The sequence below is a fragment of the Thermosynechococcus sp. FA-CM-4201 genome (genome assembly GCF_054689355.1).
Map to the genome: position 1 here is coordinate 1,621,491 of NZ_CP079920.1, position 19,625 is coordinate 1,641,115.

Annotated in this window: 18 protein-coding genes and 1 other RNA gene; 8 read left to right on the plus strand and 11 right to left on the minus strand. The window is 54.0% G+C overall.

Annotated features, from left to right (window positions below; genetic code table 11):
- Positions 1–63: 63 nt before the first annotated feature.
- Both KV190_RS07895 and KV190_RS07900 read right to left on the minus strand, forming a co-directional pair.
- Entirely contained in the window at positions 64–303 is a 240-nt protein-coding gene (locus KV190_RS07895; RefSeq protein WP_460192704.1) for a hypothetical protein, read from the minus strand.
- Positions 300–971, minus strand: a complete 672-nt coding sequence (locus tag KV190_RS07900; RefSeq protein ID WP_460192705.1) for a PHP domain-containing protein — start codon at positions 969–971, stop codon at positions 300–302. Before KV190_RS07900 ends, KV190_RS07895 begins: the two co-directional genes overlap by 4 nt.
- Positions 972–1,091: 120 nt before the next feature.
- Here KV190_RS07900 and ffs point away from each other — a divergent pair.
- The 4 genes from ffs to nadA all read left to right on the plus strand — a co-directional run bounded on the left by ffs (position 1,092) and on the right by nadA (position 4,463).
- Positions 1,092–1,188, plus strand: an RNA gene (gene ffs / locus KV190_RS07905) — signal recognition particle sRNA small type.
- A 23-nt stretch (positions 1,189–1,211) separates the two neighbouring features.
- Positions 1,212–1,856 carry a bifunctional phosphoribosyl-AMP cyclohydrolase/phosphoribosyl-ATP diphosphatase HisIE gene (gene hisIE, locus KV190_RS07910; RefSeq protein ID WP_460192706.1) on the plus strand — a complete coding sequence of 215 codons (645 nt, stop codon included), beginning with the start codon at positions 1,212–1,214 and terminating at the stop codon, positions 1,854–1,856.
- A 78-nt stretch (positions 1,857–1,934) separates the two neighbouring features.
- Positions 1,935–3,431: a C-3',4' desaturase CrtD gene (crtD, locus tag KV190_RS07915; protein ID WP_460192707.1), complete on the plus strand. Its 1,497-nt coding sequence runs from the start codon at positions 1,935–1,937 to the stop codon at positions 3,429–3,431.
- Positions 3,432–3,503: 72 nt separating this feature from the next.
- Complete coding sequence (gene nadA / locus KV190_RS07920) at positions 3,504–4,463, plus strand: quinolinate synthase NadA (protein ID WP_460192708.1); 960 nt, start codon at positions 3,504–3,506, stop codon at positions 4,461–4,463.
- A 233-nt stretch (positions 4,464–4,696) separates the two neighbouring features.
- On the opposite strand, the gene KV190_RS07925 is transcribed toward nadA, so the two are convergent.
- Positions 4,697–5,053, minus strand: a complete 357-nt coding sequence (locus KV190_RS07925; protein ID WP_460195310.1) for a hypothetical protein — start codon at positions 5,051–5,053, stop codon at positions 4,697–4,699.
- Here KV190_RS07925 and KV190_RS07930 point away from each other — a divergent pair.
- From KV190_RS07930 to KV190_RS07940, 3 genes are all read left to right on the plus strand, one after another.
- On the plus strand, positions 4,947–5,306 hold the full coding sequence (locus KV190_RS07930; RefSeq protein ID WP_460195253.1) for a spore coat protein U domain-containing protein: 360 nt from the start codon (positions 4,947–4,949) through the stop codon (positions 5,304–5,306). The genes KV190_RS07925 and KV190_RS07930 overlap by 107 nt on opposite strands.
- A gap of 161 nt (positions 5,307–5,467) precedes the next feature.
- The gene (locus KV190_RS07935) at positions 5,468–6,250 is read left to right on the plus strand and encodes a fimbrial biogenesis chaperone (RefSeq protein WP_460192709.1); all 783 of its coding nucleotides are present in this window, start codon (positions 5,468–5,470) and stop codon (positions 6,248–6,250) included.
- A complete protein-coding gene (locus KV190_RS07940; RefSeq protein WP_460192710.1) occupies positions 6,159–8,594 on the plus strand; it encodes a fimbria/pilus outer membrane usher protein in 2,436 nt (811 codons plus the stop codon). Before KV190_RS07935 ends, KV190_RS07940 begins: the two co-directional genes overlap by 92 nt.
- An 11-nt stretch (positions 8,595–8,605) precedes the next feature.
- On the opposite strand, the gene KV190_RS07945 is transcribed toward KV190_RS07940, so the two are convergent.
- The 6 genes from KV190_RS07945 to KV190_RS07970 form a co-directional block, all read right to left on the minus strand.
- Complete coding sequence (locus tag KV190_RS07945) at positions 8,606–9,493, minus strand: hypothetical protein (protein ID WP_286668728.1); 888 nt, start codon at positions 9,491–9,493, stop codon at positions 8,606–8,608.
- A gap of 10 nt (positions 9,494–9,503) precedes the next feature.
- Entirely contained in the window at positions 9,504–10,004 is a 501-nt protein-coding gene (locus KV190_RS07950; RefSeq protein ID WP_460192711.1) for a hypothetical protein, read from the minus strand.
- Positions 10,005–10,036: 32 nt separating this feature from the next.
- The gene (locus KV190_RS07955; protein WP_460192712.1) at positions 10,037–10,747 is read right to left on the minus strand and encodes a lipoate--protein ligase family protein; all 711 of its coding nucleotides are present in this window, start codon (positions 10,745–10,747) and stop codon (positions 10,037–10,039) included.
- Positions 10,747–13,404, minus strand: coding sequence for a bifunctional acetaldehyde-CoA/alcohol dehydrogenase (gene adhE, locus KV190_RS07960; RefSeq protein WP_460192713.1), 2,658 nt, complete (start codon positions 13,402–13,404; stop codon positions 10,747–10,749). Before adhE ends, KV190_RS07955 begins: the two co-directional genes overlap by 1 nt.
- Positions 13,405–13,443: 39 nt before the next feature.
- Complete coding sequence (gene pflA, locus KV190_RS07965; RefSeq protein WP_460192714.1) at positions 13,444–14,208, minus strand: pyruvate formate-lyase-activating protein; 765 nt, start codon at positions 14,206–14,208, stop codon at positions 13,444–13,446.
- Positions 14,209–14,699: 491 nt separating this feature from the next.
- A complete protein-coding gene (locus tag KV190_RS07970; RefSeq protein WP_460192715.1) occupies positions 14,700–15,362 on the minus strand; it encodes a lysophospholipid acyltransferase family protein in 663 nt (220 codons plus the stop codon).
- Positions 15,363–15,435: 73 nt separating this feature from the next.
- Here KV190_RS07970 and KV190_RS07975 point away from each other — a divergent pair, with 73 nt between their 5' ends.
- A complete protein-coding gene (locus KV190_RS07975) occupies positions 15,436–17,388 on the plus strand; it encodes an ABC transporter ATP-binding protein/permease (protein ID WP_460192716.1) in 1,953 nt (650 codons plus the stop codon).
- Positions 17,389–17,428: 40 nt separating this feature from the next.
- On the opposite strand, the gene KV190_RS07980 is transcribed toward KV190_RS07975, so the two are convergent.
- Positions 17,429–18,007: an HPP family protein gene (locus tag KV190_RS07980; protein WP_460192717.1), complete on the minus strand. Its 579-nt coding sequence runs from the start codon at positions 18,005–18,007 to the stop codon at positions 17,429–17,431.
- A 182-nt stretch (positions 18,008–18,189) separates the two neighbouring features.
- Positions 18,190–19,566 (minus strand): NAD-dependent succinate-semialdehyde dehydrogenase, encoded by a 1,377-nt coding sequence (locus KV190_RS07985; protein ID WP_460192718.1) that lies wholly within the window; start codon positions 19,564–19,566, stop codon positions 18,190–18,192.
- Positions 19,567–19,625: the final 59 nt, after the last annotated feature.

Below are 19,625 nucleotides of genomic sequence, written 5' to 3' on the forward strand. Positions count from 1 at the left end.
TTCTGGCCGATCTGACAAAAGACACCCACCAAAGCGCAACACGCGCAGAAACCCACATTTTTCCTATTGTGAGGATGGCCAAGAAGGCGTCGGCAAATAACTCGCCACTTGTGACCATAGAAGCTGCGCTTGCTCCCACAGGCGATCGGGACCAATACCAAAAAAGATTTGCAATAGGAAGACAATCAGGGCAATTTTAAGCGCTGTACCGACAGTGACCTTGAGGACCGTGATCAGCCAGCGGAGCACGAACCAACTGATGGCGATCGCCCCCACGGTGATCAGAATTTCAGTCCCTGTCATCGACGCACAAGAATATCTTGGCCATGGGTATCGGTGCCGCAGGTCTCTAGGAGCTGGTGTTCAACGGCCAGCCGGTGTACCAAAGCAGTTGTTTCTGGTGTCGATTCCCACGGGTCAGGATTGCCGTAGCAATAGTAGGTTTCAACCCCATCAATGCCCCGTGCCACAGCAGCAGGAATCAATTGTTCAGCGGGCAGACGATAGCGCGCCGGGTGTGCCAAAATCGCCAAGCCCCCCGCTTCATGGAGTGCCGCAATCACCCGTTCTGCCTGTGCCAACTCCCCTTCAGGGGCACTGCCCATTGCATAGAGATGCAGGATTGGAGCGTGGGGGTCAAAGCCATAGCCCAAGATGTGTACCTCAGTGCCAAGGAGTTGAGCCGTAATTTCAATGCCCGTGTACACTTGGGGGCGATCGCTCCCCGGATAGGCTTCGACATAGGTACGTGCTTGAAAGTATCCCTCGAGGGCGTGGTGATCGGTAATGGCAAAGCCCTTGAGACCGTGGATCATTGCCTGTTGCGCCACTTGCTGCGGTGTCAGTTGCCCATCGGAGCAGATGGTATGGAGATGAAAGTTATAGCGATAGGGACAACTGGTTGCCGTCAACGTCCGAAAGAGACCACGGAGAGTCTCAGCCTGCGTCACCATCAGTGCAGCAAGGGTCATAGGCATTACCAAATCTTACGCTGTTACCTCTTTAATATAAACTTTCTTTAAGAAACTAGGGATAAAGATTCCTAATAGGGCGATTTATGCGGTTCGATGCCGTGTGCTAAGATACAAGTTGGCTCGGAATCATGCGATCGCAACGCCTAAACCTTGTCAGGTCCGGAAGGAAGCAGCAATACGGGATGCTTGTGATAGGCGTGATCTCCGGGTCACCCTCTTGAGAATTGCGAACGATTCATGCCTGCCACTACCCTTAGCCTCCCCCTCGATGAGATTCGCTACGATGAACGGGGTTTAGTGCCAGCAATTGTCCAAGACTATTTGGACGGCACTGTGTTGATGCTGGCGTGGATGAATCGGGAATCGCTACAGAAAACCCTTGAGACCGGTCGCACGTGGTTTTGGAGTCGCTCGCGGCAGGAATTGTGGGCGAAGGGAGAAACTTCTGGCCATGTGCAGTGGGTCAAAAGTATTCGCTACGACTGCGATAGTGACGCCCTATTGCTCACCGTAGAACAGGTGGGACACATTGCCTGTCACACGGGGGAGCGCAGTTGTTTTCACCGCCACGGTGCCAAGGGCGAATGGATTGAACCGCCGCCGGCTGATACCCTCTCGCAGGTGTATGAAGTGGTTTGCCAGCGCCGCGATGTGCCCCAAGCCCAATCCTATACCTGTAGCCTCTTTGCTGCCGGCGATAACAAAATTCTCAAGAAGCTGGGGGAAGAAACCGTAGAAGTGGTCATGGCCTGCAAAGACGATGATCCAGAGGCGATCGCCGGTGAGGTGGCGGACTTGTTTTACCACACGCTAGTTGCCCTTGCCTATCATGGGGTGTCCCTACGGCAGGTCTATGAGCAGCTTCAGTTGCGGCGGCGCTAGTTGCTTGCCGTTTTCCTTGTCAGCACTGGCTCAACGTCGTTACAGTGCTAGATAGAGGTAATTTACAAAACTACACAAATGGCAAAGCAGGTTGTCGTCATTGGCGGCGGCATTGGTGGTCTGACCACAGCAGCATTGTTGGCACGACGGGGCTATCGCGTTCAGCTTTTTGAGCAGGCAGCACAACTGGGGGGCTGTGCCTCAACCTTTCAGCGGCGGGGCTTTACCTTCGATGTTGGTGCTACCCAAGTGGCTGGCCTTGAGCCGGGGGGGATTCACGCCGCGATTTTTGCTGAATTGGAGATGCCTCTGCCGGCAGCGACCCCCTGTGACCCCGCCTGTGCGGTCTATCTGCCGCAGGAAACGACGCCCATCAATGTTTGGCGCGATCGCGATCGCTGGCAACTAGAACGGCAACGCCACTTTCCCGACAGTGAACGATTTTGGCAAGGCCTTGAACAACTCTTTGCCATTAGTTGGCGATTTCAGCAGCGACAGCCAATTTTGCCCCCCCGCAATGGCTTTGATCTCTGGCAATTGGTACAAGCCCTGCGACCGGAGACGCTCCTCACGGTGCCCTTTAGCCTGATGACCGTGACTGATTGGATGACGCTCTGTGGTGTCGGGGGCGATCGCCGGCTGCGGCAATTTTTGGATCTCCAACTCAAGCTCTACTCCCAAGTGGATGCCAGTGAAACCGCACTCCTCTACGCCGCCACCGCCCTCTGTCTGTCCCAAGCCCCCCACGGCCTCTACCATCTCCACGGCAGTATGCAGGTTCTCAGCGATTTACTCGCCAATGCCTTGCAGCGCGATGGCGGTCAAATTTACACCCGGCATCTGGTGCGTCACATCGAAGTCGAGCGGGGGCGTGCTGTCGCCGTCCAGGTGGAGAACTTGAAAACAAAAACCTTGCAGCGCGTTGCAGCGGATCACATTGTGGCCAACGTCCCTGCCCAAAACCTGCCCCAACTCCTTGGCGATGCCATTCCCGCTGGCTATGCCCGCCGCCTCAAAACGCTGCCCCCAGCCTCCGGCGCCTTTGTGATTTACCTTGGCGTTAAAGAGGCCGCCATTCCCGAAAGTTGTCCGCCCCACTTGCAGTTTCTCTACGATGCCCAAGGCCCCATTGGCGAAAATAACTCCCTATTTGTCTCTGTCAGTCAGCCGCAGGATGGGCGTGCCCCCAGTGGCTATCGTACCCTGATTGCCTCCAGCTTTACTGAACCGAATTTTTGGCGTCAGCCCGACTTAGACTATGCCGCCACCAAGGCGCAATACACCCAAACAGCTCTTGAACGCCTCGGCGAGTTCTTTGATCTGCGGCCTGAGCACATTGTCCACTGTGAAGCAGCGACTCCCCGCACCTTCTGGCGCTATACCGCGCGGCTGGATGGCATTGTCGGGGGCATTAGTCAACGCCTGAGCACCTTTGGCCCCTTTGGCTTGGCCACCCGCACCCCGATTCCTCACCTGTGGTTAGTGGGAGATTCCGTGCATCCGGGGGAAGGTACGGCCGGTGTCAGCTATGGTGCCCGTGCCCTTGTGCAGCAACTGCTCGCCAATGATGCCTAGGGGATTCCTATTTTGGTGAAAATCACTATAATAGAGAGACTCGTCACCAATTGCGAAAGGAACCCACTGCCTGTGTTTGCGACTCTCGCTGCCCCTCAACCGTCCCTGCCGTTGGATTTAATTGCCGCCATCCAAGACCTGAAGCGGGAACTGAATGCAGTGATTCTAGCCCACTACTACCAAGACCCCGCCATTCAAGATGTGGCCGATTACATTGGGGATTCCCTTGGGCTGTCGCGGCAGGCTGCCAGTACCAATGCTGATGTCATTGTCTTTGCCGGGGTGCATTTCATGGCTGAAACCGCCAAGATTCTCAACCCCGATAAACTAGTGCTGCTGCCGGATTTGGCGGCGGGCTGTTCTTTGGCAGACAGTTGTCCGGCGGACGCCTTTGCTGCTTTTAAGGCGCAATATCCTGACCATTGGGTGATTTCCTACATTAACTGCACTGCCGAAATCAAAGCCCTGAGTGACATTATTTGCACCAGTTCTAATGCAGTGAAAATTGTGCAGCAGTTGCCTGCGGATCAGCCCCTAATTTTTGCCCCCGATCGCAACCTTGGTCGCTATGTCATGGCACAAACTGGACGGCAGATGGTGCTGTGGGACGGCAGTTGCATTGTCCATGAAACCTTCTCAGAGCGGCGTATCCTCGAACTCAAGGCCGCCTACCCCACCGCTCAGGTGATTGCCCACCCCGAATGCGAAGAAGCGGTACTCCGCCATGCTGATTTTATTGGTTCGACAACGGCCTTGCTCAACTACAGCGAAAGCCAAGATCACGATACCTTTATCGTTGTCACCGAGCCGGGGATTCTCCACCAGATGCAGCGGCGCAACCCAGAGAAAACCTTTATTCCTGCGCCCCCTCAGGATCAGACCTGCAATTGTAATGAGTGCCCCTTTATGCGCCTCAATACCCTAGAAAAACTCTATTTGTGTATGCGCGATCGCCAGCCCCAGATTGAACTGCCAGAGGACATCCGCCTTGCAGCGCTCAAACCCATCCAACGCATGCTGGAAATGTCTTGAAGATAGCAAGCAACGCCCGCATCTAGCAGCACCTACGCCAGCGATGGTAAACATTTGTAAATATGGCATGATCAATCTAAAAAACATGAACCGACCTTGAAAAAAAGGCGTACAATAAAAGTGTTGGAACAGAACAAAAAAGCAACGACTGAGACTGTGAGTTCCAACCGAGAGATTCAACGCCAAATGCCTTGAAAGAACCTAGTTTTCCTTAATCGTTTCAGACACTCACTCTAGGAAGCGAAAGCACTAGAGAAATGCCATGAGCCTTTAGGCAAGGGTTTGCAAGGCAGGATGGCTTCGTGTTCCCAAAAAGGGAAAAAGGGGGATATTATGTTGACTTCTACACTGCGGAAAGGCTTCCTTACGGGTTTGTCTTTGGCCGCTCTAGCGGGGGTGAGCTTTTTAATGATTCCATCAGCAAAAGCGGGTACAGCAACGGATAATTTTGATGTAACAGCAAGTGTGACCCAAAGTTGTACAATTACCGCTGCTCCAGATCTTGACTTCGGTGCTTTTACCCAAGATACTGCAAAAGATGGCAACACCAGCTTCACAGTAAAATGTAACGCTTCTGACCAAGTCACCATTAAACTCGAGTCTACCAATACCTGTACTAGTGACGTGCGAACAATGACACGTGAAGGCGGCGGTACCTTGAGCTACAAACTATTCAAAGATGCTGGCAAGGCAACGCTGTGGCCTTGCACGACACCCCTTAACCATAACCCCAGCAGTCCAGATGGTGACTCCGTTACCGTCTATGGTCAAATCCAAAAACCCGCTACCCTCCAGCCAGCGGGGAGTTACAGTGACACAGTGACGATTACGGTCACCTACTAAGGGGTGAGTTGCGCGTTCTGGTGTCAGAGGTTAGGGTTGCTTTTGCAAGAGGGGATTGATCGCTGCAATTGATGACTGAAGGAAGTGGTCAATCTCCTTTTCTAGTTCAATGTTCCACAGAGGACCCAACCTAGAATGGGGGTAGTCAGAACGAGGAAACCATGCAACAACGATTGAGCATCGGGCAGGGGTTAGGGGCAGTCGCGCTCATAGCCATCACAGCCGTACCATTGCTGGCCCAGCAAGGGGGGAATTTTAGTCTCAGCAATACCCGCATTTTTCTCTCTGAGCGGCAGCGTTCTGCCAGCATCACGGTCACCAATACGGGAACGGCGCCTGTGGAAGTTGAGGTGAAGCTCAACAAATGGCAGCAAACCACCGAGGGCAAAGATGAACTCACCCCTGCCCCCCCCAATAGTCCTGAACTGATTGTCTTTCCTTTGGTTTTGACGATTCCTCCCCGCGAGGCACGTAACATCCGCCTTAGTCGTCGTGTCCCCCCCACTGCGACTGAGGTTTCCTATCGCCTGTTGATCTCTGAAGTGCCGCCGCCCAATATCGAGCAAGGCAACCAAGTCCAAGTGCGTTTTATTACCGAGCACAGTTTGCCAGTCTTTATTGAGCCAGCAACCATTCAACGGCGGGGAGAGGTGCTCAATCCGCAAGTGCAAAAGGGTCAGCTTGCCTTTGAGTTGCGCAACACGGGGAATGTCCATCTCCACAGTCAAAATATCACCCTAGCGGGCATCGGCGGCAATAATCGTCCCATTTTTGAAAGAAAACTGGACTTCGCCTATATATTACCCGGAGCGACCCGCTCATTTCGTGGTGTTGCATTGCCGCAAGAGAACTGTGGGGCTGTTGAACGTCTGGAAATTCGCCTCGACACTACCAATTCTCCTCCTGCCGCTACCATACCTACACCGGGGGGAGTCTGCCGTTAGGGGGCTGATTCTTTGGCATGCTCTGCCGGCGTCAGCAAGTCCACCGCCAATTGCTGCGGAGCCGACCCCAATTGTCGAACCTCCCCTTGATCCAGCCGCCATTTATGACCTAGAGGTGAACCAAGCGCGGCGGGGGGAAGTGGTGGTCTATCTGCGGGGAGAGGATGTCTGGGTGCCATGGCCGGATTTGGTCAAGGCAGGATTGCAAAATCTTGGCGGTGAACGGGAAATTATTGCTGGTGTCGAACACGTTTCTCTGCGCTCCTTGGCCCCCCAGATTACCTTTGAACGCGACGATGTTGCCTTGGTGTTGCGACTACGGACGGCAGCCACAGCGCTAGAAACGGCAGTGGTGAATTTGAATCCCAGTAATGCCCCTAGTGGCATTGTCTATAGTCAGCCTCTGAGTGCCTATCTCAACTACGGTGTGCAGTGGCAGGATTCGAACACCCTCTCAGCAGCAGGGGAAGTGGTGGTCAGTTTTGGTGGCAATTCCTTGGCCAGTGGTTGGTTTGTGGATGCGGCGAATGGCTTTCAACGGGGCATTACCAATCTGGTCATTGACCATCCAGCCAGTCTGACGAGTCTCACCCTCGGCGATACCGTGATTGCCACCGATGTCCTTGGCGGGGGTGGTCTGCTGGGGGGAATTCGCTGGGGGCGCAATTTTAGCCTGAGTCCCTATTTCATCCGGCAGCCGAGCTTTCAGGTCTCTGGGGTGGTCGAGACCCCTGCGCGGGCAGAGGTGTATCTCAATCGTCGCCTGATCCAAACACTGACGTTGCCGCCGGGACCCTTTCGCCTAGAGAACCTGCCCTACGACTCTGGGTTCAATCACGTGCGGGTGGTGGTGACGGATGCGGCCGGCAAGCAGCAGGTTTTTGACTCGCGCTATGTGCAGGATGCCCGCCTGCTGAAGCCGGGGCTGTCGGAGTTTTTCATTGCAGCAGGGGCAGAGCGACAAAAGTTTGGCCAAGAGAACTTTAGCTACGATGAAACGGTGCGGCTACTGGGAATGTATCGCCAAGGGGTCTTGCCGAATCTCACCCTCGGGGGACGGGTTGAGGCCACAGATCAGGTGCTGAGTACGGGGATCTCCGTCAGTACGGCGTTGCCTGTGGGCACGATTGATTTGGCGGCGGCTGTGAGCAATTATCAAGGGCTTTTTGGCCATGCTGTGGCACTGAGTTACGTGTATCCGGGAAGGGCAGTTGGTTTTGGTGGTGGGGTGCGCCTCAATAGCGATTTCTACAGCAACACCAGCCTGACACCCACGGGCGATCGCCCCCGCTTGGAAGGTTTTTTTACCGCCTCTGTGCCCTTGGGGTCGCAACTCACACTCTCAGGGCAGTACAGCTATGTGGATCAGCGGGATGCGGCGGCGCGCGATCAAATTAGTCTCACAGCGCAGGTGCGCCTCAATCGTCGCCTCAATCTCTTTATTCAAGCATCCCAAGCCCAAACAGGGTCGCAGTCAGCGGACAACCGCTTGTCTGTCAATCTCAACTATTTTCTCGGGGGCAGCACCAGCTTGCGGTTTGGTTGGCTACAACAGGGAGATCAGGGGGCACCGGTTTTGTCGGCTCAGCGATCGCTGCCGCGAGGGGTTGGCTATGGCTATCAGCTTCAGGTGCAACAGCAAAACAATGAAGGGCAACTTCAAAATACTTTCTTGGCCAATGCCCCTTGGGCGAGTTTCCAACTGGGCTACAATCGCACGGGCGATCGCGAGAACACGTCACTGCTGATGGAGGGGGCGATCGTTGGTATTGGTGGCGGCCTCTTTGCCACACGTCCGATTCGCAATAGCTTTGTCTTGGTGGACACCAGCAATGTGCCAGGGGTCTCTGCCCGTTTGAGCAATCAATTCATTGGTCGCACCAATGCCCAAGGCAAAATCATTATTCCCGACCTCATCCCCTACTACGGCAACCCGATTAGTATTGACCCCGACAGTGTACCGGAGAATTTTCTCACCCAGAATGATTCAGTCTTGATTGCGCCGCCCTTTCGCGGTGGTGGGATTGCCCACTTTATGGTGCAGCGGGTACAAAATTTCATTGGCCAAGTGATCTTGCAGCGCGACAATGAATCGATCATTCCAGCCCTTGGGCAGTTCACGCTCCAACGGGGACAAGAAACCGTCGTCTCTCCCATCAGTCGTGAGGGGCAGTTTTATTTCGATACGCTCGATCCCGGTGACTATACAGGGCAAGTACGATTTCAACGGGAAGTGTGTACCTTTACGGTGACGATTCCCCGCAGTCCGGAGTTATTTGTGGACTTGGGAACACTGATTTGTCGATTAGGGAACTCGGCGGCGGGCGATCGCCCCAACCCATGATCCCTATCCAGTTAAATTTCTGCAACTGCTCGCTCAATCAGGCGGCGGGCAAGGGTCTGAACACCCGTATGGTAGTAGTAGTTGGTGCTCATGTCCAAAAAGGCACCTAAGTAGTCAAGGTTATCCTTCGAGAGTTCAATAAAGCTTTGCAGACTATTAATCACCTTTTGTGGCGTTAACTCGTGGCTGCTGACAAATTGGTTCATCCACCCCTGCACCGCATGAAAGCTCTGAATAATAAAGCCCAATTGACCGCTGGGATTGCCCCCCGGCACGACACTGCCAATCGCTTTGAAGGTGGGGTTTTCCTGTAGATCATTGGGTTGCAAGCTTTGCAGTGTGCCCAAGCATTTGAGAAGAAAGTCAGGCCCTAGGGGAATCAGGCCATCAAAGCAGATGAGGGCGGCCATCCGCATCAGGGATTCACCACTGTAGTCGGCAAGGGCACGCAGGAAGTCGCCGAGGCTGTCACCGGGAATGCCATTGATTTGACAAAAGGCAAGAATTTCCACAATCAGCTTAATGCTGAGGTCAATGGACTGCGCCCGCTCTGGCTTTGGCGTCATTTTATCCAGGAAGCCGAGGAAGGAAATTTTCTCGCCCACTTTGTTGGCAAGGGCAGCCGCCCCTAAAAGCGCATCGGTGTTGTCCACGGTTTGATAGAGCCACAGTGCCCGCTGATAGCCTTGGGATTTGTCATTGAAGAGCCGCACGGCGCGATCGCCAATTTGGCGGATCAAGGCAGGATCCGTTTCTCCCGTCACATGGCGGATCGTGTTATCAAAACCAACAATATTTTGCCACTGGCCGGGAATGATGAAATCCAAGGACTTGAGGGCCATGACGGTAATGCCCCCAGTGGGGAGTTGATCAACAATTTTGTAGATAGCTTCGCTCACGGTGGTCTCCTTAGGGGGCAAGTTGGGCTAAACCAGCAAGATCAAATTTTTCAATCCATTCCCTGCGATCGCTGGCGGTAAAACTGGGATCACGGGAGAGTACCTTCACCTGATAGCGGTTGGCCACCAGAATTGCCGTTTGTGTCGTCCCCACCTCTACTGCTGGATAGCCGGCAATCTGCATCGTACTGTTTTGAAACTTGGCGGCAGCCTCAGGGGTGCTAATCGTATCGGAAATGGCCAGCATCGCTAGTTCTTTGCCATCTTTTTTCAGCTTAGCCTCGGCAAAGCCCTTTTTCTCTTGGACATAGATGCGCTCAAAGCCATTCCCCTCCGGCGGAAAGAAGCGATTAAATTCACTGCCTTGGGTGGCCTCGCGATTCACTGCCGGGGGTGCATTGCGCTGAGTGCTTTCTTGTTGCACCTGCTCATAGGGAGAGGGTGGGGTGGGGGCGCAACCGGTAATGAGAAGCGTAAGGGCTAAAACAAGCGCAGTCAGCCAGCGTGCCATGTGAATCCCCAAGACAACAAGCCAATCATAGCCTAGGCGGGGAAGCCACAGGGCAAGTTTGACATTCTATTAATTTCTTGCCACTCGCGATCGCTCAAGGGTTCCGGGATCAGTTTCACCTGCCACTGCGCCTCAAAGGCGTCCAAGAGAGCCGCTTGCACCACCTCTAAAGGGGGAAGGGACTGCCGATGGGGCACACTGCCAAATACCTGCTGCCATAGATTGGGGTCAGGGGTTAGGACAATCGAACCATGCTGCAGGACGCGATCGCCCCGCCACGCTTGGGCACTACCAATGACTTTCTCGCCGCTAGGTAAAACTAAATCGGCCACGGTTGCCCGCGCAAAGCAATTGATGGGAGCGTGGGAAGGATAACGTTCCTGTCCCAACTGAAGTGGCCATCCTAGGCGCTCAAACCCCACCCTCAGGAATTGACACAGATCGGCATAGACCTGTCGCCGTCGTTGCCCCAACCCCCACACCACCAGACTGTAGGTGAGATCCCCTTGGTGCAAAACCGCTCGCCCCCCCGTGGGTCGCTGCACCCGTTCGATGGGTTGCCCCTGCCAGTGCAGGTGTTGCCAGTGCTCTGGAATTTGCCGCTGACTGTAGCCAAGGGAGATGGCGGGCGGTGACCAGGTGTAAAACCGCAGACAGGGGCGATCGCTAGACTGCCACAACCACCGATCCACCGCCATTTGCACCGTCCCCGGTGCTGCCAAGGGGGGCAGATAACGCCACATCAACTCGACGTTGCTTCCGCCGGATGGTAGGCTGCCGCATCCCGCCGACATCCCATATAGGCAAGGATATACAACTCCTTCAGGTCTTGAATCAGCGGATAGCGCGGATTTGCCCCCGTGCACTGATCGTCAAAGGCCAGTTCAGCCATGCTCTGCACCTGTTCATAGAAAGCTTGATCCTCACTGTTGAGGGCTTCCTTGATGGTGGCTGGAATCTCTAACTGCGCCTTCAGGTCTTCAATGGCGGCAATTAGGCGCTCCACTTTTTCCTCTGGGGTGCTACCGCCCAACTCAAGAAAGTCGGCAATTTGGGCATAGCGTTCCTTGGCTTGGGGATACTTGTACTGCGGGAAGATGGCCTGTTTCAGGGGGGCATCCGTGGCGTTATAGCGGATGACATGGCAAATCATCAGCGCATTGGCAAGGCCGTGGGGTACGTGGAAGGTGGAGCCAAGTTTGTGGGCCATCGAGTGGCAAACCCCCAAGAAGGCATTGGCAAAGGCCATGCCGGCGATCGTCGCTGCATAGTGGACTTTTTCGCGCGCCTCTGGATCAGCCGCCCCCAAGCGATAGGCCCGAGGCAGATAGGTAAAGAGCAGTTTGATCGCCTCTAATGCCAGACCCTCAGTGAACTCCGTCGAGAGCACCGATACATAGGACTCCAAGGCATGGGTCAGGGCATCAATGCCACCATAGGCCGTGAGTTTCTTGGGCATGTGCAGCACCAAGTCGGGATCCACGATCGCCATTGTGGGCGTGAGGGCATAGTCCGCCAAGGGGTATTTAATCCCCACGCGATCGTCGGTAACCACGGCAAAGGGCGTCACTTCGGAACCTGTCCCCGAGGTGGTGGGAATGGCCACCATGATCGCTTTTTGACCCAAGGGGGGCAGTTGATACACCCGCTTGCGAATATCCATGAAGCGCATGGCCAAGCCGTCAAACTCCACTTCGGGATGCTCGTACAACAGCCACATCACCTTGGCCGCATCCATGGGTGAGCCACCCCCCACGGCGATAATTACATCGGGCTGATATTCCCGCAGTAGCTCAAGACCCCGGTTCACCGTACTCAGCGTCGGATCCGGCTCCACTTCATGGAAGATGTCGTGCTTGATGCCCAGTTCTTCGAGGGTGTGCACAATCGGGTCAGTGATGCCCAAGTCAAAGAGGGGTTTATCGGTGACAAGGAAAGCGCGTTTTTTCCCTTCCAGATCCCGCAGGGCAATGGGTAGGCAGCCGGGTTTGAAGTAAATTTTTGGCGGCACGCGGAACCAGAGCATATTTTCGCGGCGATCGCTCACCGTTTTGATATTCAACAGGTGATGGGGGCCGACATTTTCCGACGTGACATTACCGCCCCACGTGCCACACCCCAAGGTCAGCGAGGGATCCAACTTGAAGTTGTACAAATCCCCGATCGCCCCTTGGGAAGAAGGCGTATTAATCAGAACCCGCGCCGTTTGCATGCGGTATTTGAAATAGGCAATATCATCTTGATTGCGGGGATCGGTGTAGAGCACAGAGGTATGCCCCATGCCGCCAAAATTCACCAACTGTGCGGCAATCTCCACCCCTTTATGGAACTGGGGCGCCCGATACAAGGCCAATACCGGACAGAGTTTCTCATAGGAAAATGGCTCCTGCGGCCCAACTTCACTCACTTCACCAATGAGTACCCGCGTCTCAGGCGGCACTTGGATATTGGCCATGGCCGCAATGGTGGCTGCCGATTGACCAACAATGGCGGCATTGAGGCGACCATCCTTCAGCAGGAGTTGTGCCACCCGCTGCCGTTCCTCAGGAGAGAGAATGTAGCCCCCCCGCCGTTGAAACTCGGCCTTGACCGCGTCATAGATCTCATCAACAACAATCACCGCCTGCTCCGAGGCACAGATCATGCCATTGTCAAAGGCCTTACTGAGGAGAATCGAACTCACCGCCGTTGGAATGTCGGCTGTGGCATCAATGAGCACCGGTGTATTCCCCGCTCCGACCCCGATCGCCGGATGGCCAGAGGAATAGGCGGCCTTCACCATGCCCGGCCCACCCGTGGCCAAAATCAGCTTGATCTGCGGGTGCTGCATCAAAGCTTGGGAGAGTTCAATCGTCGGCTCATCAATCCAGCCAATAATATCGGGGGGGGCGCCAGCGGCGACTGCTGCATCTAACACCACCTTGGCTGCGGCCACCGTACAACCCTTTGCTCGGGGGTGGGGCGAAAAGATAATGCCATTGCGGGTTTTCAAGGCAATCAATGCCTTAAAGATGGTCGTCGAAGTTGGGTTCGTGACCGGCACCACACCGGCAATGATCCCCACGGGTTCAGCGATTTTTTGGATGCCAAAGATGGGATCATCCTCAATCACGCCGCAGGTTTTCTCATGTTTGTACTTGTTGTAGATGTATTCCGAGGCAAAGTGATTTTTAATGACTTTATCTTCGACAACCCCCATGCCCGTTTCGGCGACGGCTTGTTTGGCAAGGGGAATCCGCGCTTGGTTGGCCGCCATCGCCGCTTGGTGGAAAATGTGATCCACTTGCTCTTGGGTAAACTGGGCGTACTGGGTTTGTGCCCTTTGGACGCGCTCAATGAGTGCTTCGAGATCGGCAATGGTTTGCACAGGTTGAGAGTGAGTTAAGGCTTGGGCAGTCATGGGCGACTCCTTAGGAAAGCAATTTCTTAAATGGGCAGGTTATTGAACGTTGAGATCATATTCACGGAAGAGGGCGATCGCCCGCTGGACATCTTCGGGACTCGCCGCCGGCGTATCAAAAAGTTCATAGGGCAAGCCTAATTGCTGCCATTTGTATTCCCCCATTTTGTGAAAGGGCAACACCTCCACTTTCTCCACGTTACGTAGACCCGCCACAAATTGCGCCAATCCCCGGATATTTTCGGGATCATCCGTCAGCCCCGGTACCAAGACAAAGCGGATCCACGTCGGTTTATGGATCTCATCAAGGTACTTGGCCAACTCCAAGGTGGGGGTAATCGTAACACTGGTGACCCGCCGATAGGTCTCGGGCAGAAAGGATTTAATGTCCAGCAACACCAGATCTGTTGCCGCCACAACCGGTTTGGCCGCCTCCAAGACCACATAGCCCGACGTATCTAGGGCGGTGTGCAATCCCAATTCGTGGCAACGCTCAAAAATTTCACGCACAAACTCCGGCTGCATCAGCGGTTCGCCGCCACTGACTGTTACGCCCCCTTGGCGCAGATAGGATTGGTAGTGCTGAATATCGGCAATTAGTTCATCCACGGTTACGAGCTTACCCTGATGGGGTTCACGGCAGTCGGGATTGTGGCAGTACAGACAGCGCAGCGGACACCCTTGGGTAAAAATCACATAGCGAATGCCGGGACCATCCACTGTGCCACAGGTCTCAACGGAGTGAATGTAACCTGTCACCTTTTGTTTTTCGGGTTGTTTTTCAGGGAGTGTGGAAACCATCATTGAAACCTCGGTGACAACAGATTGCTTGAGATAGCGTTTATGGGGTTAAAGCGCACCTCCCGAAAAATTCGCTAAAATTTCAATCGCTCTTCAGAAAGTATCCCACTTAACAAAAACTCAGTTTTCAATTGCTCTCTCAGTCTTGCCTATGGCCTAGGGGGGACATCTGTCATACAGCCATTTTGAATGTGCTCCATTCTTGGGAAAAGAGCGGTACAGTGCTGCACCTTGGTAAAACTGTAATTTCAGCATAAAAGCAGAAGAACAATTTGTAGGCTGTCTTAATTAACTTTTAGGATTGGTGGTCGTTTGCCAACGTTGCCTAACTTAATAAAGAGTCTTTAAGTACACTGCTATTGGCGGGCGATCGCGCGCTCAAAGGTTGGAAAATACCAAGATTGAGACTTTTGAGGACTTGTTCAATCTTGCCTTTATTCTACAAAATTCTCTGGGTTCAGGCCAATTGTGTGATTAGTTACAAACTGGGTCTACTAGCCCTGCGATCGCGCACATTTGCGAGCCTCAAGTACGGCTGCATGTAAGGCTGCTTCCAGTTGCTGGGTCAATTCCTGTGCCTGTTGTTTGAGGTTGCCCTCGCGCTCAGCGGGCGTCCACAGGGGCGCTCCAATCCAAAGTGCCACCCGCGCACGAAACTGCGGCTGCGGATCGTAGGCAATGCCAACGGGAAAAATCGGCAGGGGGCGATCGGCCTGCAAGACCAAGCGAGCCAGACCCGGCTTTAGGGGGCGCACCACCTGATCGCGGACAATCCCCCCCTCTGGAAAAATGACTAGGGGCTGACCTGCATTGAGAATCTCCAAGACATGGCGCAAACTACTGGGCTGAGGACGGTTAAGATTCACGGCAAAGGCTCCTAGACGGCGGATAAACCAGCCCTGCACCCCCCCAAACTCGATCGCATTGGTCATAAAGCGCAGCGGATAAGGCCACACCAAGGGCAAAATCACGGGATCCCAACGGCTACAGTGCTTGGGGGCAAGCAAGAAATGACCGTCCTTGGGCAACTGCTCGCGACCGATAATGGTAATCCGCGAAAAGTAAAGGGGCAAAAATAGGCGATGAATGGGCCATAACCCCCAATAGAGCCACGGTGAGATGTGAGATGTGGTGGGTGCCGTTTTTTTATGGCGCATCCGTTCTTCTCCGTAGCTGCCCCCACTACAATAGTAGGCCTGTAGCCCCTTGCCACTGTTGAGGAACAAGCCAATGTCGCAGCCGACCCATCGCTTTAATCTCCGTGTTTGGGGGCAGTTTCTGCGGATTGCCCAACCCTATTTCTTTCCCCGCGATCGCTGGGGCAGCAGTGTGATCTTTATTCTGCTGCTTTTTCTAGTCATTGCCCTCATGTTTGGCTTCCTCTTTGGTCTGACGGCAGCCGTGACCTTTGGCCTCAATACCCTTGCCCCCGAACTGATGGGACAAATTGCCGGCGGCCTCATGGAGATGATTCAATCCCTGTGGGCACAGCCCCTGAGCCGCAGTATTCTGCTCGGGACGGTGATTGTTCCCTTGGGCGTCTTTGCGCTGCTGCGGCAACCCTTGCTGCCTCGGTGGCAGGCGTGGGCACTCTTGGGGTTACTGCTGATGCTTTCCCTCTCCGTGAGTGGCCTCAACGTGATCATTAGCTTTGTCGGGCGCTTCTTCCAGACGGCACTGGCGGAGAAAAATGCCGAAACCTACTGGCGATTCCTTTGGGTCTATGCTGGCGTTTTTGTGGTGGGGACACCCATTGTCGTCATTTATCGCTACGTGCGCGAATATCTAGGGTTGCGCTGGCGGGATTGGCTCACCCGTCATTTTTTGGATCGCTATTTCCAGAATCGAGCCTACTACACGATCGAAAACCAAGGCGAGATTGATAACCCAGACCAACGGATCACCGAGGATGTCCGCTCATTTACGCAAACCTCGCTCCAGTTTTTGCTGATTATTCTGGGCGAAATTATTGACCTCATTGCCTTTAGTGGCATTCTCTGGAGTATTTCGCAAACCCTGACCCTGACATTGATTGGCTATGCGATTGTTGGCACCATTGTCACGGTTTTAATTGGGCAACGCCTGATTTGGCTGAATTTTAACCAACTGCGGCGGGAAGCGGACTTTCGTTATGGCCTTGTCCATGTGCGCGATAATGCGGAGTCCATTGCCTTTTATCGCGGTGAAGGCCAAGAGTCGGTGCAGGTGCGTCAACGTTTTCTCGAGGTGCTGCGGAACTTTAACCTCTTGATTGGCTGGCAGCGAAATCTTGATTTTTTCACAACAGCCTATAACTACTTTGTGATTATTGTGCCAGCGGCGGTGGTTGCTCCCCGCTACTTTGCCGGTGACATTGACTTTGGTGCTATTAGCCAAGCCAGCTTTGCCTTCTCGCAGGTGCTGGGGGCACTCTCAATCATTGTGAACCAGTTTACAAACCTCACGGGCTTTATTGCGGGCATTGAGCGTTTGGCAGAGTTTGATGAGGCGCTGACAACTCCCCCCGTACCCCCCCAATCGCAAATTGAATTGGTGGAAAAGTCCTACATTGCCCTAGAACACGTGACCGTAGATACACCGAATTTGGCACGGCGGCTGGTGGAAGATGTCACATTTGCTCTTGAGGCGGGGGACAGTGTGGTGATCATGGGGCCCAGTGGGGTCGGTAAAAGTTCGCTACTGCGGGCGATCGCTGGACTCTGGCAAAGTGGCAGTGGCCGTATTATTCGTCCTCCCGTAGATGAAGTGCTCTTTTTGCCCCAACGCCCCTATATGGTACTGGGTACGCTGCGCACTCAACTGCTCTATCCCAGTGGCGATCGCCAGACGCCAGATGATGTGCTTTTGCACGCCCTTAAGGAAGTCAACTTGGCACATTTGCCGGATCGCGTCGGTGGTCTGGATGTGGAATTGGCGTGGGATGATGTGCTGTCCCTTGGGGAGCAACAACGACTCGCGATCGCCCGCCTGCTGCTGAATCACCGTCCCTACGCCATTTTGGATGAAGCCACCAGTGCCCTCGACTTAGCCAATGAAAAACGGGTCTATGAGCACATTCAGCGCACCACCCGCAACTACATTAGTGTTGGCCACCGTGAGAGCCTGATGCAGTACCACAAATACGTTTTAGAACTCAAGGGCGATCGCGAATGGAAATTTTACCCTGTACTCAACACCCCATAACGCTAGCATCCCCCACACACTTACTCACTAGGATAGGCTGTTAGAACCAGTGTTTAGGGTACTGACGCCCAGAGACTAGGTTATTGAATAACGCAGTTGTCAAAACGATGAGAACTGAGCCGATAAATACCGGCGTAATTAGGAATTGCCATGAGGCTGCTCCCATCACACCCACCAAAGCCACAGCGCCACCGGGGGGATGGAGTGTCTTCGTCAGTTGCATAAGTTTAATCGCAGTGGCAACCGCTAGCGCCATCACCCAAGGAGCTGTACCAAAGAAATGTACCGCTAGAATCGCAACTATTGCACCGATACAATTACCCCCAATAACATTGCGAGGTTGGGCAAGGGGGCTCTCTGGCACCCCAAATACCAAGACCGCTGTCGCCCCGAAAGGTGCAGCAATTAAAGGATAGTGGGTATAAGTGGAAAGGTAGGCTAAAAGAGCGATTCCCAGAAAGCTACCTACCCAAGAGAGTAACGTGTGCTGCAAAGAAAAATGGGGCTGGTACGAGGAGCCTCTAGCGATGTTTTGCGTGTTCCTGACAATCTGTACCCAACCAGCTCGATACAAATGATGGCGGGAAACTGCCCTAAGAGAACTCAATGGAAACTTCATTCGGAAGATCAGCGATAACGATGATTGCTTAGAGTTTTTAAGCTGTTGTCATAAACCTACACGATCCAAGTGTACCAATGGGTATTTATCACTGTTGTAAATTCCGAAAATTCTGAATTAACCAAATTTTATCCTTAGGTTTTTGGAGGCTTATCCTCAAATCCTAGACAAATCCTAGAAAATTAAGATTGGCAAATAGTTTTGACATTGACAAACTCCAACAGTCCTGCCCGTCCCAATTCACGGCCATAGCCAGAGGTCTTGATCCCGCCAAAGGGCAAACGTGGATCGGACTTGACCATCGCGTTAATGAAGACGGCACCCGCTTCGAGATCCCGCACTAGGATCTCCGCTTCATCGCTCTCCTGTGTCCAAGCACTGGCCCCTAAACCAAAGGGGGTGGCATTGGCCAGTTCGATTGCCGCAGTTAGGGACGGTACCCGAAAGAGCATCGCCACAGGCCCAAACAGCTCTTGGGTAAACACGGGGTTATCTGGCGTCACCTCTGCCAACATTGTCGGCGCAAAGAAATACCCCTGCTGACAATGACTCGGTAGATCCAGAGAGCGGCGGTAAACTGCCTTGGCACCATGACTCAGGGCAAGTTCAACTTGGGCGTGCAGTTCATCACGGATGGCAGCAGTGGCAAGAGGCCCCAGTTGTGTGGTGGGTTCCAAGGGATCGCCAATCACCCATGACTCGAAGGCGGCTTTCATGCCCTCGGCAAAGGTGTCATAGACAGCCTCATGAACAATAAAGCGTTTGGCCGCAATGCAGGATTGGCCATTGTTAATCATGCGGGCTTGGACAGCGGTGGCGATCGCCTGAGGGAGATTGGCACTGGGCATGACAATAAAGGGATCACTTCCCCCCAGTTCCAGAACCGTTTTCTTGAGGTGCTGACCTGCCGCTTGGGCTAAACTTTTGCCCGCTGCTTCGCTGCCCGTGAGGGTGGCTGCCTTAATACGCGGATCCGCCACCAGATCAGCAACGGCACTGCCGGGGATCAGCAGGGTTTGAAAGACTCCCGCAGGAAAGCCCGCTTCCCTCAAGAGCTGGGCGATCGCCAGCGCACACTGAGGCACATTAGAAGCATGCTTGAGCAGAGCCACATTCCCCGCCATCAAGGCCGGTGCCGCAAAGCGAAACACCTGCCAAAAGGGAAAATTCCACGGCATCACCGCCAAAATAATGCCAAGGGGTTGGTAATGAATCGCGCTGTAGCTTGCCTCCGTGGAAATTAATTCAGGCCGCAGGAAAGCCGCCCCCTGCTCGGCATAGTAACGACACACCCAGGCACATTTGTCAATTTCAGCCCGCGCCTCTGTCATTGGTTTGCCCATCTCAAGGGTCATGAGGCGAGCAAGTGCATCCCGCTGCTGTTGCAGGAGATTTGCTGTGTTTTCTAGCCACTGGGCACGCTGCTCAAAGGCGGTTAGGCGATAGGTCTCAAAGGTCGTCGCCGCTTGGGCAATGGCCCTCTCCACGTCCTCAGCCCCCAAGGGGGAAAAGGTTTTTAAGACCTCAGCAGTTGTGGGATTAACGGACGCGATTGCCATGATTAAATTTCCCTATCTGGCTGACGCCAGCGATCGCTAGCGCCTAGGACGTGGGTTCA